This is a genomic window from Streptococcus sp. FSL W8-0197, assembly GCF_037963785.1.
In the GTDB taxonomy this organism is placed as follows: Bacteria; Bacillota; Bacilli; order Lactobacillales; family Streptococcaceae; genus Streptococcus; species Streptococcus oralis_CQ.
In genome coordinates this window covers 1,048,524-1,064,681 of record NZ_CP150168.1, presented here as the reverse complement: position 1 = coordinate 1,064,681, position 16,158 = coordinate 1,048,524, and the positions used below count along the sequence as shown (strand labels likewise).

17 protein-coding genes are annotated in these 16,158 nt (G+C 40.7%); 16 read left to right on the top strand and 1 reads right to left on the bottom strand.

The window, feature by feature from the left end; genetic code table 11:
• Positions 1-92: 92 nt before the first annotated feature.
• From NYE79_RS05385 to NYE79_RS05320, 14 genes are all read left to right on the top strand, one after another.
• Entirely contained in the window at positions 93-974 is an 882-nt protein-coding gene (locus NYE79_RS05385) for a diacylglycerol kinase family protein (protein ID WP_251464168.1), read from the top strand.
• A gap of 63 nt (positions 975-1,037) precedes the next feature.
• The gene (locus NYE79_RS05380; RefSeq protein WP_251464166.1) at positions 1,038-1,529 is read left to right on the top strand and encodes a phosphoribosylanthranilate isomerase; all 492 of its coding nucleotides are present in this window, start codon (positions 1,038-1,040) and stop codon (positions 1,527-1,529) included.
• A 178-nt stretch (positions 1,530-1,707) separates the two neighbouring features.
• Positions 1,708-3,447 carry a glycoside hydrolase family 13 protein gene (locus NYE79_RS05375; protein WP_339293587.1) on the top strand — a complete coding sequence of 580 codons (1,740 nt, stop codon included), beginning with the start codon at positions 1,708-1,710 and terminating at the stop codon, positions 3,445-3,447.
• Positions 3,448-3,603: 156 nt separating this feature from the next.
• Positions 3,604-4,479, top strand: a complete 876-nt coding sequence (locus tag NYE79_RS05370; RefSeq protein WP_251464161.1) for a DUF4300 family protein — start codon at positions 3,604-3,606, stop codon at positions 4,477-4,479.
• 19 nt (positions 4,480-4,498) lie between these two features.
• Positions 4,499-4,681 (top strand): hypothetical protein, encoded by a 183-nt coding sequence (locus NYE79_RS05365; protein WP_061428063.1) that lies wholly within the window; start codon positions 4,499-4,501, stop codon positions 4,679-4,681.
• Between the two features lie 95 nt (positions 4,682-4,776).
• Positions 4,777-5,283: a YfbM family protein gene (locus NYE79_RS05360; RefSeq protein ID WP_251464160.1), complete on the top strand. Its 507-nt coding sequence runs from the start codon at positions 4,777-4,779 to the stop codon at positions 5,281-5,283.
• A 178-nt stretch (positions 5,284-5,461) separates the two neighbouring features.
• Positions 5,462-6,016 carry a hypothetical protein gene (locus NYE79_RS05355; protein WP_251464158.1) on the top strand — a complete coding sequence of 185 codons (555 nt, stop codon included), beginning with the start codon at positions 5,462-5,464 and terminating at the stop codon, positions 6,014-6,016.
• A 622-nt stretch (positions 6,017-6,638) separates the two neighbouring features.
• Positions 6,639-8,099, top strand: coding sequence for an aminotransferase class I/II-fold pyridoxal phosphate-dependent enzyme (locus tag NYE79_RS05350; RefSeq protein ID WP_251464156.1), 1,461 nt, complete (start codon positions 6,639-6,641; stop codon positions 8,097-8,099).
• Positions 8,100-8,960: a polyamine aminopropyltransferase gene (gene speE, locus NYE79_RS05345; protein WP_000366713.1), complete on the top strand. Its 861-nt coding sequence runs from the start codon at positions 8,100-8,102 to the stop codon at positions 8,958-8,960. It begins immediately after the preceding gene.
• Positions 8,957-10,216, top strand: a complete 1,260-nt coding sequence (locus NYE79_RS05340; protein ID WP_049478257.1) for a saccharopine dehydrogenase family protein — start codon at positions 8,957-8,959, stop codon at positions 10,214-10,216. The genes speE and NYE79_RS05340 overlap by 4 nt, the downstream gene beginning before the upstream one ends.
• Positions 10,216-11,343 carry a carboxynorspermidine decarboxylase gene (gene nspC / locus NYE79_RS05335; protein WP_049478256.1) on the top strand — a complete coding sequence of 376 codons (1,128 nt, stop codon included), beginning with the start codon at positions 10,216-10,218 and terminating at the stop codon, positions 11,341-11,343. Before NYE79_RS05340 ends, nspC begins: the two co-directional genes overlap by 1 nt.
• Positions 11,340-12,425 (top strand): agmatine deiminase, encoded by a 1,086-nt coding sequence (aguA, locus tag NYE79_RS05330; RefSeq protein ID WP_339293586.1) that lies wholly within the window; start codon positions 11,340-11,342, stop codon positions 12,423-12,425. The genes nspC and aguA overlap by 4 nt, the downstream gene beginning before the upstream one ends.
• A 9-nt stretch (positions 12,426-12,434) precedes the next feature.
• Positions 12,435-13,310 (top strand): N-carbamoylputrescine amidase, encoded by an 876-nt coding sequence (gene aguB, locus NYE79_RS05325; protein ID WP_339293585.1) that lies wholly within the window; start codon positions 12,435-12,437, stop codon positions 13,308-13,310.
• A gap of 144 nt (positions 13,311-13,454) precedes the next feature.
• Positions 13,455-14,192 (top strand): TraX family protein, encoded by a 738-nt coding sequence (locus tag NYE79_RS05320; protein ID WP_247924129.1) that lies wholly within the window; start codon positions 13,455-13,457, stop codon positions 14,190-14,192.
• Between the two features lie 45 nt (positions 14,193-14,237).
• Here NYE79_RS05320 and NYE79_RS05315 read toward each other — a convergent pair whose 3' ends face one another.
• Positions 14,238-15,047 carry a Cof-type HAD-IIB family hydrolase gene (locus NYE79_RS05315; protein WP_125413643.1) on the bottom strand — a complete coding sequence of 270 codons (810 nt, stop codon included), beginning with the start codon at positions 15,045-15,047 and terminating at the stop codon, positions 14,238-14,240.
• Between the two features lie 146 nt (positions 15,048-15,193).
• Here NYE79_RS05315 and NYE79_RS05310 point away from each other — a divergent pair, with 146 nt between their 5' ends.
• A complete protein-coding gene (locus NYE79_RS05310; RefSeq protein WP_084881260.1) occupies positions 15,194-15,655 on the top strand; it encodes a MarR family transcriptional regulator in 462 nt (153 codons plus the stop codon).
• Positions 15,648-16,067, top strand: coding sequence for an EVE domain-containing protein (locus tag NYE79_RS05305; RefSeq protein WP_084921872.1), 420 nt, complete (start codon positions 15,648-15,650; stop codon positions 16,065-16,067). Before NYE79_RS05310 ends, NYE79_RS05305 begins: the two co-directional genes overlap by 8 nt.
• Positions 16,068-16,158: the final 91 nt, after the last annotated feature.

Here is a 16,158-nt window from a genome sequence, read left to right as displayed (position 1 = left end):
ATTTTTTGAGGTTTCATTATATAATAGCATTATATGTAATGGCTGATGTAGTTACAGTAACATTTCTATTTAAAAATTAAGGAGTACTATCAATGAAAAAAGCAATGTTGATTATTAATCCTACCTCTGGTGGGGAGAAGGCTTTGGATTATAAGGTCAAGCTGGAGAATAAAGCAAAAGAATACTTTGAATATGTTGAAACCAAAATTACCGAAAAAGCGTTGGATGCAACAATTTTTGCTGAAGAAGCGTCTCGTGAGGAGTACGATGCAGTGGTTGTTTTCGGTGGAGACGGGACTGTCAATGAAGTCATTTCAGGTATTGCTGAGAGAGATTACATTCCTAAGTTAGGGATTATCCCTGGTGGGACGGGTAACCTCATTACGAAACTGTTGGAAATCAATCAAGATATCGATGGCGCGATAGATGAACTCGATTTTAACTTAACCAACAAGATTGATATCGGTAAAGCGAATGACAATTATTTTGGTTATATCTTTAGTATCGGTTCTCTGCCTGAGGCGATTCACAATGTTGAAATCGAGGATAAGACAAAATTTGGTATCCTTGCCTATGCTGTAAATACCATGAAGTCTGTGATGACGGATCAGGTCTTTAATATTAATGTCGAGACAGAAAATGGAAATTATGTTGGTGAAGCTAGTCATGTTTTGGTTCTCTTGACAAATTACTTCGCTGATAAGAAAATCTTTGAAGAAGACAAAGATGGCTATGCCAACATTTTGATTCTAAAAGATGCTTCTATATTCTCAAAATTATCCGTCATTCCTGATTTACTAAAAGGAGATGTTGTCGGCAATGATAATATTGAGTATATCAGAGCGCGTAATATTAAGATCTCTTCAGATAGTGAATTGGAGTCAGATGTTGACGGTGATAAATCGGATAACCTACCTGTTGAAATCAAAGTCCTAGCTCAGCGGGTAGAAGTATTTTCAAAACCGAAAGAGTAGAAAGTAAAAATTAGTTTATTTTTCACTGCGAAATCGAGTTCTATATCAACGATTGGAGGAGGAATGAATTCTCTATTTGATGAATTTCGAACAATTTGTTCTCATTTAAACCAAGTTGGAATCACACCGACGCTCATGGGGTCTTTGGGTTTTGAATACCGTTCAAATGAAGAATGGCGGCCGTCTGACATTGACATTCATGTGCCTGGTGACCCTAGAGGCTGGGAAGCGCCTGATCATCTCAGGATTTATGACTGGGACAAGATAATGAAAGTGATGAAACACTTAGGCTATGCCTTAATAGATATTCATGAGCATGAATTCCAAAAAGATGGTCTGAGTGTTGAGTTTGGAAGTATTGATTCCTTACCTGATTTTGCAGGAGTATCTGAATCAGATATAGAGTTGATTCATCTCGAGGACATCACGTTTCGTGTTCCAAGTTTAGAACAGTATTTAAGTATTTATAAGTCTTCTTCCCAAGATTCCTATCGAAATAACCACAATAACAATAAGGATTTTAAAAAGATAGAGTGGCTGGAAAGACAGTTGTAAATCATCAATCAGAAAGTAGTAGGTATTAAGTCTTACTACTTTTTTATATTCTCAAAAACAATTCACTCGAAACTACGGACAAGTCTTGAAAATAAAATTCGAAAGTAGTATACTAGAATCACAATTATGAAAACGTTTGCGTCGTAAATGCAACCAAGTCAATCAGGAGACAAATACAATGGAATTAACAGCCATTTACCACAGACCAGAGTCGGAGTACGCTTATCTTTATAAAGACAAGACAATGCACATTCGTATCCGGACCAAGAAAGATGACATTGAAAACATCAACTTGCATTATGGAGACACTTTTATCTTTTTAGAGGACCATTATGAAGCAAGTAAGGCGATGGTCAAAGTGACTTCCGATGCCTTATTTGATTACTGGCAAGCGGAAGTTACGGTCGGCTATGCGCGACTCCAGTATCTCTTTGAACTCAAGGATAATCAGGGTCAAAAAATCTTATATGGCGATAAGGGATGTGTTGAAAACACGCTAGAAAACCTTCATTATGAAGGAAATGGCTTTAAAATTCCTTATATCCATGAGATTGATGCTTGCCATGTTCCTGACTGGGTAGCAAAGACGGTATGGTACCAGATTTTCCCAGAACGCTTTGCTAATGGCAATCCGGATATTTCACCTGAAGGTGCGCTAGCTTGGGATTCCTCTATCAAACCAAAAACGAGCGATTTCTTTGGTGGTGATTTACAGGGCATTATTGACCATCTGGATTACTTGCAGGACTTGGGCATTACAGGTCTTTATCTCTGTCCGATTTTTGAATCCCCAAGCAATCACAAGTACAATACGACGGATTATTTCGAAATTGACCATCATTTTGGAGATAAGGAAACCTTTCGTAAACTGGTGGAGGAGGCTCATCAGAGAGGCATGAAGATCATGCTGGACGCTGTTTTCAACCATATTGGGGACAAATCTCCACAATGGCAGGATGTTCTCAAGCATGGTGAAAAGTCGGAATATAAAGACTGGTTCCATGTTCAAGAATTCCCAGTGACCCAGGATAAGCTGGGAAACCCAAGAAAACTCCCTTACCATACCTTTGCCTTTGCCAGCTATATGCCCAAGCTCAATACGGCCAATCCTCAAGTGAGAGACTATCTGTTAAGCGTTGCGACCTACTGGATTGAAGAGTTTGGTATTGATGCTTGGCGCCTGGATGTTGCGAATGAAGTAGACCATCAATTTTGGCGAGATTTCCATAAGGCTGTCTTGGCTAAAAAGCCTGACCTTTATATTCTTGGAGAGGTCTGGCACACTTCCCAGCCCTGGCTAAATGGCGATGAATTCCACGCAGTCATGAACTATCCTCTCTCCGACAGCATTAAGGATTATTTCTTGCGTGGGGTTAAGAAGTCACCTCAATTCATCAATGAAATCAATAGCCAATCTATGTACTATAGACAACAGATTTCGGAAGTGATGTTCAATCTCTTGGATTCGCATGATACGGAGCGCATTTTGACTACTGCCAAGGGAGATGTCCAACTCGTTAAGTCTGCCCTTGCTTACCTCTTTCTACAAAGGGGGACACCGTGTTTCTACTATGGAACGGAGTTGGAGTTAGATGGAGGACCAGACCCAGATTGCCGTCGTGTCATGCCTTGGGAACGTGTTTCCGATAGCAATGAGATGTTGAATTTTATGAAGAAATTAATTCAGCTTCGCAAGAGTGTCTCAGATATAATTCAGAACGGGACCTATAGACTGAAAGAAATCAAGCCAGATGTGGTATCTCTGGCATGGGATTATGATGGACAAAAAATCCAAGCTGTTTTTAACCAATCAACTGAAAATTATCTTGTAGACCGTGATTCTGTAGTGCTAGCCAGTCATTGCCAAGAATTGGGACTGCAACTGGCGATTTTGCCTAAAGGTTTCGTCATTCAATAAAAAATAGGATTAAAAAGGCTGTAATGAATGGGTGATTCGTGCGGTCTTTTTTTGACTTATGTAGTATAATATAGCTAAGTCAACGATTACTAGCTGAATGATTAGTGAATGGTGTTTAAAATGAAAAAGAGACTTGTAGTCTAGAAGGAGAATTGCATGAAACGAACGAGAAAAGTAGTAGCCTTGGGACTGTGTTTGCCCTTATTTCTTGGTTTGGCTGCTTGTCAGCAAAATAATACGAGCACTGAAGCTGCAAATCAGACACAGACCAGTTCAGATAAAGTTCCTTGGACGGCTTCATATACCAATCTGAACAATCAGGTCAGTATCGAAGAGGTCAAATCTCTCTTATCAGCTCACTTGGACCCAAATAGTGTTGAGGCATTTTTCAATCTTGTCACAGACTATAATGCGACTGTCGGTTCCACTGGCTTAAGTGGAAATTTTGCCTCCTTTACGAAGACAGAATACGACGTAGAGAAAATCAGCAACCTCTGGAATCAAAAAAAGGGTGACTTTGTCGGGACCAACTGCCGTATTAATAGCTATGCGCTCTTGAAAAATTCGGTCACAATTCCAAAACTTGAAAAGAATGATCAGCTTCTTTTCGTGGATAACGATGCTATCGATAAGGGAAAGGTGTTTGATGCAAAAGATAAGGAAGAGTTTGATATTCTATTTTCTAGGGTGGAGACGGAAGCAACAACAGATGTAAAAATTCACGCGCAGAAGATGGAGAAATTCTTTTCCCAGTTTCAGTTTAATGACAAAGCTCGAATGCTGTCTGTAGTCTTGCATGATAATTTGGATGGAGAGTTTCTTTTTGTCGGGCATGTTGGTATTTTAGTGCCGGCTGAAGATGGTTTCTTATTTGTAGAGAAACTGACTTTTGAAGAGCCTTATCAAGCTATTAAGTTTGCGAGCAAGGAAGATTGTTACAAGTATCTATCCACCAAATATGCGGATTACACAGGTGAAGGACTAGCTAAGCCTTTCATCATGGACAATGAAAAGTGGGTTGAAGGGTATTAAGGTAGGCAAAGGTGATGAGATGGAAACAGTAATAGCGCTTTTAGTTCTCATTCTTATCGGATTCTGGGCTATAAACATTCTCAAGCCTCGTAAGGCAAATAAAAAGGAAAGATTTATTGGCTATATGCAGCGCTATGATATAGATGGTGAGGGCTATCAGTCAGAAGTCTGGGAAGTTATAGAAGATGAGAATGAGAAATAAGGAGGAGAATCCAAAAACAGTAGATTTCTTGCCTTTTCAAGAAAGGGAACTAGTAACATCAGTACTATCCTAAGGAACTGATAGGAGGAAACATTATGGGAATGATTGCTAATTATCAATATCTGTCTGACAATGAATTAAGCCAAATAAAGCGGTATCCTTGTCAGGAAGAGGATTTACTTGACTTGGTAGAGGATTATCCTGAGGGAAATGATACGTTGATAGATATTGACAAAATGTGGGATGCCTTACTCTTTATTATGACAGGCTTTAGTAGTTCAGAATTTATGGATGACGACCCCTTGAGAGAAGCTGTCTTGGGAGTGACCCCTTTAGAAAATGTGTCAGAATATATAGCCTATACTGAACACTCAAAGATAGCTGAGATTGTTCAAGCTTTAGAGAATTTTGACATGGATAGGGCTCTGGCAGACTTTAGCATGGAAGCATGCAAGAAGGCAGATTTATACCCCGATATTTGGGATTATCTTGATGAAGAGGAAGAAATCAAGGATGATATTCGAACCTGTTTTGTAAAAATGAAGGACTTTTATAAGAAAATCTTAACTCTCAAAGGAAATGTCCTAGTGACTATTTGTTAACTACTTTTACCAACTGTTAGTCAGGTGCGTGATGAATGCACATCTAGAAAATCGTACACCTGATGATTTGTCTGGTGAAGGAAATATTCCACAGTGTAGTCGGATGGGATAGATAGAAATTGGTTATAGAATTTGTAAGCATAATAGATTTTAAACGTTAAGATGGAGGATTGAAGAGATGGGAAAAATTGAATGGGACAAGATAAAGACTCACTTAGATGCCTTGCTGGTCATTGATGAGTATCTGATTGATCCAAGTGAGGATTGGCTCAGACTCGTGATTAAGACTGAGGAAAACTATGGACTCCGCTACCTTATTGACAATGGCTCTGGTGATTCTCTAGATGTGATTTTGACTGATAAAATGATCCTCATAAAAGGTTTTGATCATGAAAGTAGTTTGAGTCAATTTGCTGCGGATGAGTGGAATCAAGACATCATAGACGGATTTTATCAAGGACTGGATGAAAAGTATCAAAACCTATACTCAGAAGAGCAAAAAGATGAAACAACCTTCTTTATCTGGTATGACGGTCAAGAACATCAAAATACCTATCAAGATCAGGACGGTGGCGAATGGTTATTATCCTATTTCTTTGACAGTTTTGAGAAATTTCATGAGTTTGTGACGGATTACTATTCAATTACCGTAGATGAGGACTTACTTAGAAAACTTTACAATCAAGGACAGCTTTCAAAAGTAGAATTGGAGCAGTTGATTCGCACTTCCTAGCTAGAAATGTGTATAAAATCTGATGAAAAGAACTGATTTTCAATATCAAGTCATACTTGAAGAATGATTAAAGTAATAATGGTTGTAGTTCATTTTTTCTTATACAGATGACGGTTTAAAGCGATTTCTTTTTTACTGTTGAATAATATTTTGCGAACAAAAAAAGAAATTCTTTAAAAAAGTTTCATAAAATCCTTTACAAGCTCTTATAAACATGATATAGTTATAAGGCTTAGAAAATGAGAAGATGTTTTCTAGCAAATATAAACCCGAGTAAAAAATGCCTACGGACAGGCAGGGTTGAATGCCGAAGCGTGGCTGAAAAGCCACATTATTGATAGGGTTAAAAGCCTACTTTTATAAGTTGATGTTAGGACGCTTGTCCTAATTCATAAATTTTAGTGTGGTGAAAGCACACGTCATCTTGTGAAACGATCAATAAAGTACGTAATATTTGCTACTAGAGAGTTAGGAAACATCGGGAACAGACATACTCAACAGAAACCAAAATAAACACGTCAGAAGATTGCAGAGCAGGTGAAAACCTGCTCTTTTTTCATAAGTCAACCTTTGGTCGCCCTCATCATTTTGAGGAGCTAAAAATACGGTAAAGGAGTATGTCTTGAAAGAGTTAGATCAAAACCAAGCCCCAATTTATGAGGCCTTGGTGAAGTTACGCAAGAAACGGATTGTTCCCTTTGATGTACCAGGTCACAAACGCGGACGAGGAAATCCAGAACTTGTCGAACTGCTAGGTGAAAAATGTGTTGGCATTGATGTCAATTCTATGAAACCGTTGGATAATCTGGGGCACCCTATTTCGATTATTCGGGATGCAGAGGAGCTGGCTGCGGATGCTTTTGGAGCAACACATGCCTTTCTCATGATTGGCGGAACAACTTCATCTGTTCAAACCATGATTCTTTCCACCTGCAAGGCTGGAGATAAGATTATTTTGCCGCGTAATGTCCATAAATCTGCTATCAATGCGCTGGTTCTATGTGGTGCCATTCCCATCTATATCGAGATGAGTGTAGATCCTAAGATTGGTATAGCTTTAGGTCTTGAAAATGACCGAGTGGCTCAAGCTATAAAGGAACATCCAGATGCTAAGGCTATCCTAATCAACAATCCTACTTATTACGGCATCTGTTCAGATCTAAAGGGTTTGACAGAAATGGCTCATGAAGCTGGCATGATGGTTTTAGTAGATGAAGCCCATGGAGCGCATCTGCATTTTACAGATAAATTGCCGCTATCTGCTATGGACGTTGGCGCTGATATGGCAGCGGTTTCTATGCATAAGTCCGGTGGGAGTTTGACCCAGAGCTCTATTTTACTTATCGGTGAGCAGATGAATCCTGAGTACGTTCGTCAGATAATTAACCTGACCCAGTCAACATCCGCCTCTTATTTGTTGATGGCTAGTCTGGATATTTCACGTCGCAACTTGGCCCTTCGTGGTAAAGAGTCTTTTGAGAAAGTTATTGAACTATCCGAGTATGCCCGCCGTGAAATCAATGCTATCGGAGGTTACTATGCCTATTCAAAAGAGTTAATAGACGGTGTCTCAGTTTGCGATTTTGACGTGACTAAGTTATCAGTCTACACTCAGGGGATTGGTTTAACAGGGATTGAAGTTTATGATCTCTTACGGGATGAATATGACATTCAGATCGAGTTTGGTGATATTGGCAATATCTTAGCTTATATTTCCATTGGCGACCGCATCCAAGACATCGAGCGCTTAGTCGGTGCTTTGGCTGATATTAAGAGACTCTATTCTCGAGATGGGAAGGACTTGATTGCTGGAGAATATATCCAGCCCGAGTTGGTGCTGTCTCCACAAGAAGCCTTCTATTCAGAAAGAAAAAGTTTAACCTTGGATGATTCTGTTGGACAAGTCTGTGGGGAATTTGTCATGTGCTATCCTCCAGGGATACCAATCCTAGCACCAGGTGAACGGATTACACGAGAGATTGTGGATTATATACAATTCGCCAAGGAACGTGGTTGCTCCCTCCAAGGGACGGAAGATCCAGAAGTCAATCACATCAACATCATTGAGAGAAAGGAGAACTAGATGGATTTATGGTTTTCTGAAGTTCATACTCCAGATGTGAAACTGTCCCTGAGAACAGCCAAGCAACTCTATGCTGGAAAAAGTGAGTGGCAGGATATTGAGGTATTAGATACACCAGCTTTTGGAAAGATATTGATCTTAAATGGCCATGTCTTGTTTTCAGATGCAGATGATTTTGTTTACAATGAAATGACCGTCCACGTACCCATGGCTGTCCATCCAAATCCAAAGAAAGTATTGGTTATTGGGGGTGGTGACGGGGGTGTTGCCCAAGTATTAACACTCTATCCTGAACTGGAACAAATCGATATTGTGGAACCGGATGAGATGTTGGTTGAAGTCTGTCGTGAGTATTTCCCAGACTTTGCTGCAGGGCTAGATGATCCTCGTGTTACCATTTACTACCAAAATGGGCTTCGTTTTTTACGAAACTGTGAGGATGATTACGATATCATTATCAACGATGCGACAGATCCATTTGGGCATACGGAAGGGCTTTTTACCAAGGAATTTTACGGGAACAGCTACAGAGCTTTGAAAGAAGATGGTATCATGATTTACCAGCATGGGAGTCCGTTTTTTGACGAGGATGAGTCAGCTTGCCGAAGCATGCACCGCAAGGTCAATCAAGCCTTTCCAATCAGCCGGGTCTATCAGGCCCATATCCCAACCAGTCCAGCGGGCTATTGGTTGTTTGGATTTGCATCGAAAAAATACCACCCTGTCAAAGATTTTGACAAGGAAGGCTGGAAAAAACGCCAGCTTTTTACAGAATACTATACTGCAAACTTACATGTGGGAGCCTTTATGTTGCCTAAGTATGTTGAGGATATTTTAGAAGAAGAGGAAGGAAAAAAATGAGTCGTTTATTAGTTATCGGATGTGGGGGCGTTGCCCAAGTTGCTATTTCAAAGATTTGCCAAGATAGCGAAACATTTACAGAGATTATGATTGCTAGTCGTACTAAGTCAAAATGTGATGACTTGAAAGCTAAATTAGAAGGCACAACAAGTACAAAGATTGAGACAGCTGCTCTTGATGCTGACAAGGTTCAAGAAGTGATTGCCTTGATTGAAAGCTACAAACCAGAAGCTGTTTTGAATGTAGCACTCCCATATCAAGACTTGACTATTATGGACGCTTGTTTAGCAACAGGAGTCCACTATATTGACACAGCCAACTACGAAGCTGAGGACACAGAAGACCCTGAATGGCGTGCGATTTATGAAAAACGCTGCAAGGAGCTTGGTTTTACAGCTTACTTTGACTACTCATGGCAATGGGCTTATCAGGAAAAATTTAAAGAAGCAGGCTTGACCGCTCTGCTTGGATCTGGTTTTGACCCAGGTGTGACCAGCGTCTTTTCTGCTTACGCACTTAAACACTATTTTGATGAAATCCACTATATCGACATTTTAGACTGTAATGGTGGTGACCACGGTTATCCATTTGCAACAAACTTTAACCCAGAAATCAATCTCCGCGAGGTTTCTGCGCCAGGTTCTTACTGGGAAGATGGAAAATGGGTCGAAGTTGAAGCTATGTCTATCAAACGTGAGTATGATTTCCCACAAGTTGGACAGAAAGACATGTATCTCCTTCACCATGAAGAAATCGAATCACTGGCAAAAAATATTCCAGGCGTTAAACGGATTCGTTTCTTTATGACTTTTGGTCAATCCTATCTAACGCATATGAAATGCTTGGAAAACGTTGGTCTCCTTCGTACGGATGCTATTAACTTCAACGGACAAGAAATAGTGCCAATCCAATTCTTAAAAGCCTTGCTTCCAGACCCTGCAAGCCTTGGCCCACGCACTGTTGGAAAAACCAATATCGGTTGTATCTTTACAGGTGTCAAAGACGGAGTTGAAAAGACCATCTACATCTACAATGTTTGCGACCATCAGGAATGTTACGCTGAGGTTGGCTCCCAAGCTATTTCTTACACGACTGGAGTTCCAGCTATGATTGGAACAAAATTAGTTATGAACGGTACTTGGAAACAACCTGGAGTTTACAACCTTGAAGAGTTGGATCCAGATCCATTTATGGAAGCTTTGAATGAGTACGGCTTGCCTTGGGTTGTGGTTGAAAACCCTCAAATGGTGGACTAATGAAGTTAGAACAAGTACCCACACCAGCTTATGTCATTGACTTGGCCAAGTTAGAAGCCAACTGCCGTATTTTACAATATGTTCAGGAAGAAGCGGGCTGCAAGGTTTTACTGGCCCAGAAGGCTTATTCTCTCTACAAAACCTACCCCATGATTAGCCAGTATCTATCTGGTACAACGGCTAGTGGACTCTATGAGGCTAAACTAGCACGAGAAGAGTTTCCAGGGGAAGTCCATGTATTTGCACCTGCTTTCAAGGATGCAGACTTGGAGGAATTGCTGGAAATAACGGACCATATCGTCTTCAACTCAGAGAGACAGTTGCGTAAACATGGTCCTCGTTGCCGAGAGGCTGGTATCAGTGTCGGTTTGCGCCTCAACCCTCAATGTTCTACCCAAGGTGATCACGCGCTCTATGACCCTTGTGCTCCGGGATCTCGGTTTGGAGTTACTTTAGACAAGATACCGAGTGATTTGCTGGACTTAGTAGATGGTCTTCATTTTCATACCCTTTGTGAGCAGGGGGCAGATGATTTAGAAACAACTTTGAAAGCTGTAGAAGCGCAGTTTGGACCTTATTTATATAAGGTCAAATGGCTCAATATGGGTGGAGGACACCACATAACGAGAGAAGACTATGATGTGGATTTGCTGACTTCTGAAATCAAGCGTATCCGAGAAACTTACAATCTTGAAGTCTATATCGAGCCGGGTGAAGCTATTGCGCTCAATGCGGGTTCTCTAGCAACTGAAGTATTGGACATTGTCGAAAACGGTATGGATATTTTGGTTTTAGATGCCTCCGCGACCTGCCATATGCCAGATGTACTTGAAATGCCCTATCGTCCACCTTTGAGAAATGGATTTGAACCGCAGGAAAAAGCCCATACCTATAGACTTTCTTCCAATACCTGTCTGACGGGTGATGTGATTGGTGATTATAGTTTTGAAAATCCAGTCCAAATCGGTGATAGACTTTACTTTGAAGACATGGCAATCTACTCCTTTGTCAAAAATAATACCTTTAACGGTATTGGCTTGCCAAGTCTCTATCTTATGGACGAGCAGGGTGACTGCAGCTTAGTCAAAGCCTTTGGCTATCAAGACTTTAAAGGGAGATTATCATGATAGAAACTCCGAAAAAAGCAGGCTATCGTATGCCAGCAGAGTACGAACCCCATCATGGCACCCTCATGATATGGCCGACTCGACCAGGTTCATGGCCTTTTCAAGGAAAGGCTGCTAAAAGAGCATTTACTCAGATTATCAAGACCATAGCAGAAGTGGAAAGAGTCTATCTTTTGGTGGAGCAGGACCATCTATCTGAAGCTCAATCCTATCTTGGAGACAAGGTTGTTTATTTAGATATTCCTACTAATGATGCCTGGGCGCGTGATACTGGGCCAACCATTCTCGTCAATGAAAAAAGAGAAAAGTTGGCAGTCGATTGGTCTTTTAATGCCTGGGGTGGTACAGTCGATGGCCTCTACCAAGATTATGAAGATGATGACCAAGTAGCCAGTCGTTTTGCTGAGGCATTGGAAATGCCTGTTTACGATGCCAAACCTTTTGTACTGGAAGGCGGGGCAATCCAAAGCGATGGTCAAGGGACCATTCTTGTGACTGAAAGTTGCCTACTAAGCGCTGGTCGCAATCCTCATCTCAGTAAAGAGGAAATCGAAAACACCTTATTAGAGAGCCTTGGCGCTGAAAAAGTTATCTGGCTTCCTTATGGTATTTATCAGGACGAAACCAATGAACATGTTGACAATGTTGCAGCTTTCGTTGGTCCTGCTGAACTTGTCTTGGCTTGGACAGATGATCAAAACGATCCCCAGTATGCCATGTCTGCAGCTGACCTTGCCCTTTTAGAAAAGGAAACGGATGCAAAAGGTCGCACTTTCACTATTCATAAGCTTCCTATTCCAGCTAATCTACAAGTCGTTACTGAAGAAGATTTGTCAGGCTACATCTATGAAGAAGGGGAAGAAGAGCGTTATGCAGGTGAACGTCTTGCAGCTTCCTATGTCAATTTTTATATTGCCAACAAGGCTGTCCTTGTTCCCCAATTTCAAGATAAAAACGACCAAGTGGCCCTAGATATCCTCAGCAAGTGTTTCCCAGACCGTGAAGTGGTAGGAATACCAGCCAGAGATATTCTATTAGGTGGTGGCAATATCCACTGTATCACCCAACAAATCCCAGAATAGGAGAAAAAGATGAGAAATGTTAGAGTTGCAGCGATCCAGATGCAATGCGTCAAGGATGTGGCAACAAATATCCAAACAGCTGAACATTTAGTTCGACAAGCTGCAGACCAAGGCGCACAAATCATCCTCTTGCCAGAGTTGTTTGAACGTCCTTATTTTTGTCAGGAACGCCAGTATGACTACTACCAGTATGCCCAGTCGGTGACAGAAAATACAGCCATTCAGCATTTTAAAGTGATTGCTAAGGAACTACAGGTTGTTCTACCCATTAGTTTCTACGAAAAAGATGGAAATGTCTTGTATAACTCAATCGCCGTCATTGATGCAGATGGAGAGGTGCTGGGCGTTTATCGGAAGACCCACATACCAGATGATCATTATTATCAAGAAAAGTTCTATTTCACGCCTGGCAACACTGGTTTCAAGGTCTGGGATACTCGCTACGCTAAAATTGGGATCGGTATCTGTTGGGATCAATGGTTCCCTGAAACAGCGCGCTGTCTTGCATTGAATGGGGCAGAATTGCTCTTTTATCCTACAGCTATAGGTTCAGAGCCTATCTTAGATACGGATAGTTGTGGTCACTGGCAACGTACCATGCAAGGGCACGCAGCAGCAAATATTGTCCCAGTTATTGCAGCCAATCGCTATGGCTTGGAAGAAGTCACTCCTAGTGAGGAAAATGGTGGACAGAGTTCCAGTCTTGACTTCTACGGTTCCTCCTTTATGACGGATGAAACAGGAGCTATTCTAGAGAGAGCTGAAAGACAAGGTGAAGCTGTTCTATTAGCCTCTTATGATCTTGATAAGGGAGCAAGTGAACGCCTCAACTGGGGACTATTTCGTGATAGAAGACCAGAAATGTACCAACGAATTACAGACTAGAAGGTAACTTTCATAATAAATTTTTGATATTCACGCCTGTCTTACAAAAATGTAAGATAGGCTTTTTAAATGTAAGATGGGTGTACGATTATACGTGGAAATGTATGCTATACTCTATGTAGATCAAAAAGAAAGAGGTTTATTATGAAAAAATGGAATGCAACGCAGTTGAAGTATCTGATGGCGGCAGTAATGGTTCTAGACCATATCCCTCATATCACCGGAATCGTTTCTCCACTGTGGGAAGGTATCTTTCACGCCTTGACCCGTTGTGTGGGAGTTTGGTTTGCCTATATGGCTATGGAAGGATTTATCTATACTCGAAATTTGAAAAACTACCTCATCCGCCTTTGGTCTTGGGCGCTTATCATGTTTGCTGGAAATAGCCTACTCAATGCCCTATTTGCATCCAAAGGGGTAATGGTCAATAATAATATTTTCTTTACTTTGGCCATTGGTGTCACCATGCTTTGGATTGGTTTTCCTCGAAAAGAGTTGGATCAAAAAGAGAAGTTGTGGCGTCGGATTGGGGTTGCTGGTACCTTGATTTTCGGTTGTCTTTTTACTGAGGGTGGTATCACCATGCTACCATTTCTCTTGATTAGTTACTCTTGTCGGAATCGCAAGGGATTGCGAAATCTCCTCTACGCGTTTTTGTGGGCCTTCCTATTAGTGACTTCTATCCATACCTATGATACTTGGTACCAAACCTTGGAAATGCTGCTTTACAATTCTGACTGGCTCTTTATCACTGTCTTTCCTTTTATGGCCTTGTATAATGGACAGCGAGGAAAGGAAACTAGCTGGAATAAATATTTCTTTTATATTTTCTACCCAGCTCATCTATGGATTATAACCCTGATTGCTTATTGGGTTAAATAGCTAAAAAAGCAAATAGCAGTAATTTCTGTCTATTTGCTTTTCTTTTTATAAAATATACTTCTCAATCGCACGCGCAACGCCGTCTTCTTCGTTGCTGGCTGTAACGTCATTGGCTAAGGATTTGACATGGTCGCTGGCATTTCCCATTGCAATGCCCAGTCCTGCAAACTGGAGCATTTCGATATCGTTATTGGCATCGCCCATGGCCATAATTTCTGAGGGCTCGATCTTCAAAATCGCTGCTAGTCGAGAAAGAGCAGTAGCCTTGGTCGTTCCAAGTGGCATGGCTTCATAAATGACAGGCTGCGAACGAACACCGCTAAATCGTTGGCAGAGCTCCTCAGCAAACCGCTGCTCAAAATCGTCTGTTTGTTCTTCGTTGCCCAAAAACATGCCTTGGAACATACGATACTTGCCACTAGTCGCTTCTTCAAGAGAAATTTCAGTCAGGTCTGAAAAGACTAGCTTGGCATCATTTTGAACGATTTGATTAGGCTTGCCACCGAGTACAAAATAATGTTCCTCATCAAAAAGGGTCAACTGGACGTCGCTTTTTTCTGCTAGGTCATAGAGGTATTCGATGTCAGCTGGACTGAGTTCTTGCCAGTCAACTAGCCCCCAGTCACTGGTCTGGTGGGTTGAACAACCGTTATTGACGATGACATACTCATTCTGAAGGTCCAGTCCCAGTTTTTTGTAGTAAGGAAGGACACCGAAAAGCGGGCGACCTGTACAGAGAACCAGTTTGACACCTTTTTCAATGGCTTGGTGAATGGCAGTAATGTGGGCTTGTGGAATTTCCTTGGCTTCATTAAGGAGGGTTCCGTCCATATCCAAGGCTAGTAGTTTAATCATAAGACTTCCTTTTCTAGGTGTTTTGCTTTTATTATAGCATATAGACTATAAAATGTCTGACAGAATTGTAAAATTCAAGCTTCCTTTTCTTGAAAAACAAAATAAATTCTTATATAATATGTATACTTAATATTCAAGGAGAAATAATGTCAAAGTATCACTTTAATTCAATTTACAAAAATGATGAAACAGAATCTACAGGTCTTCTTTTCATCAAAGTCTACAACAAGTGGGAAAGCAATTTAAAAAGAGTCTTGAAATCAGTTGGTCTCACTTTGCCTCAATTTATCGTTTTAACCTCGCTCTTGTTTTTGTCTAATAGAGAGGAATATGTAACGCAAGTTGATATTGCTCGGTTCACCGGTATGGATGTCATGACGGTTTCCCAGATTGTTAGGCTACTGGAGAAGAAGGACTACATTAGACGTGATCAACATCCAAAGGATAGTCGGGCAAAACTGGTCTCAGTGACGAAGTCTGGAGCGGAGAAGGTCAATCAAGCTTTACCTTTAGTAGAAGGTGTTGATGAAGAATTTTTTGAAAAACTATCTAACGATAGAGAAGTTTTTAATCGTTTGTTGGTAGAGTTGGAGGATAAAAATGCCTAGATATTGGGTCGGAGTTGTTTCGAAGAACCATGTTTTAAGAGGAGTTGAAGGAAATTTTTGTCAGGTCTGTCATGGAAAGAGCGGACCCTTAAATCGTATGAAAAAAGGTGACTATCTTTTATACTATAGTCCAAAATACGATATGAATGGTCAAGATAAGTTACAGGCTTTTGTGGCCGTAGGTAAAATTATAGATGACAAGGCTTATCAAGTAGAGCAGTTTGAAGGATTCTTTCCCTTTAGACGAAATGTTGAGTATTATCAGCCAGTCAAAGATTGTTCCATAGAAATAGCCAGACAGCATCCTGAATGGAGAGACTATACTTCTCGACTTCGTTATGGGCATTTTGAAGTTTCCAAAGACTTTTTCCTCCATATCTTTCAGCATATGAAAGTGGATGATGAGATATGATTGATTTGCAAATTAAATGATTGTCAACTAGAATTTTGGATTTGGACTGTGAAACGAACTTTGCTATAATAGAGTAAGAAACTTTGATAAA

Bases quoted from the DNA above. Each gene is read 5' to 3' on its own strand.
- NYE79_RS05385 (WP_251464168.1), top strand. From the start codon at position 93: ATGAAAAAAGCAATGTTGATTATTAATCCTACCTCTGGTGGGGAGAAG.
- NYE79_RS05380 (WP_251464166.1), top strand. From the start codon at position 1,038: ATGAATTCTCTATTTGATGAATTTCGAACAATTTGTTCTCATTTAAAC.
- NYE79_RS05375 (WP_339293587.1), top strand. From the start codon at position 1,708: ATGGAATTAACAGCCATTTACCACAGACCAGAGTCGGAGTACGCTTAT.
- NYE79_RS05370 (WP_251464161.1), top strand. From the start codon at position 3,604: ATGAAACGAACGAGAAAAGTAGTAGCCTTGGGACTGTGTTTGCCCTTA.
- NYE79_RS05365 (WP_061428063.1), top strand. From the start codon at position 4,499: ATGGAAACAGTAATAGCGCTTTTAGTTCTCATTCTTATCGGATTCTGG.
- NYE79_RS05360 (WP_251464160.1), top strand. From the start codon at position 4,777: ATGGGAATGATTGCTAATTATCAATATCTGTCTGACAATGAATTAAGC.
- NYE79_RS05355 (WP_251464158.1), top strand. From the start codon at position 5,462: ATGGGAAAAATTGAATGGGACAAGATAAAGACTCACTTAGATGCCTTG.
- speE (WP_000366713.1), top strand. From the start codon at position 8,100: ATGGATTTATGGTTTTCTGAAGTTCATACTCCAGATGTGAAACTGTCC.
- NYE79_RS05340 (WP_049478257.1), top strand. From the start codon at position 8,957: ATGAGTCGTTTATTAGTTATCGGATGTGGGGGCGTTGCCCAAGTTGCT.
- nspC (WP_049478256.1), top strand. From the start codon at position 10,216: ATGAAGTTAGAACAAGTACCCACACCAGCTTATGTCATTGACTTGGCC.
- aguA (WP_339293586.1), top strand. From the start codon at position 11,340: ATGATAGAAACTCCGAAAAAAGCAGGCTATCGTATGCCAGCAGAGTAC.
- aguB (WP_339293585.1), top strand. From the start codon at position 12,435: ATGAGAAATGTTAGAGTTGCAGCGATCCAGATGCAATGCGTCAAGGAT.
- NYE79_RS05320 (WP_247924129.1), top strand. From the start codon at position 13,455: ATGAAAAAATGGAATGCAACGCAGTTGAAGTATCTGATGGCGGCAGTA.
- NYE79_RS05315 (WP_125413643.1), bottom strand. From the start codon at position 15,047: ATGATTAAACTACTAGCCTTGGATATGGACGGAACCCTCCTTAATGAA.
- NYE79_RS05310 (WP_084881260.1), top strand. From the start codon at position 15,194: ATGTCAAAGTATCACTTTAATTCAATTTACAAAAATGATGAAACAGAA.
- NYE79_RS05305 (WP_084921872.1), top strand. From the start codon at position 15,648: ATGCCTAGATATTGGGTCGGAGTTGTTTCGAAGAACCATGTTTTAAGA.